This window comes from Bradyrhizobium sp. SHOUNA76, from assembly GCF_023006445.1.
Taxonomy (GTDB): domain Bacteria; phylum Pseudomonadota; class Alphaproteobacteria; order Rhizobiales; family Xanthobacteraceae; genus Bradyrhizobium.
The window spans coordinates 1-569 of record NZ_JALBHA010001100.1; the positions used below are offsets into that span (position 1 = coordinate 1).

Genomic DNA, 569 nt, shown 5'->3' on the forward strand with positions numbered 1-569 from the left:
GGTCGCGAGCAATCTGCGCAATCGCTCGCGCGCGGGGGCTGCTCGAAAACTCCGGGTCGGCGCCATCGACAGTGCCGCGGCCGGGCTGTTGCCGGCGCTCTTGCGCGACTTCCGCGCAAAACATCCCGACATCGCGGTGCAGCTTCTCGAGGACAAGACCGTCCGGCTGCTGCCAAAGATTTTGACCGGCGCGCTCGATCTCGCCTTTGTTCGTCCGCCCGCCAGTGCGGACAAGCGGCTCGAATTCCGCGATCTGCTCCAGGAAACCGCGATCGTGGCATTCCCGCAGCGGCATGCGCTGGCCAAGAGGACGTCGATCACGCTGGCCGAGATCGCCGAAGAGGCGATGCTGGTACCGGACCGCCGCTCGCGGCCTCACAGCCACGACCTCACGATGAAGTTGTTCGAACAGGCCGGGTTGACGCCGCGCATGGTGCAGGTTGCTGATGAGAAGCAAACCATCATCAATCTTGTCGCAACGAAGCTTGGGGTCGCGATCGTGCCGCGCTGGACCGCGCGGATGGCGGTGACGGGCGTGCGCTTCGTGTCGCTGCGGCCGAAGCAGAGCG

The 569-nt window shown here is 65.7% G+C and carries 1 protein-coding gene; it reads left to right on the top strand.

The window, feature by feature from the left end:
• The coding region (locus MOV74_RS39965) for a LysR family substrate-binding domain-containing protein (protein WP_246933083.1) at positions 1–569 on the top strand (569 nt) is incomplete at both ends.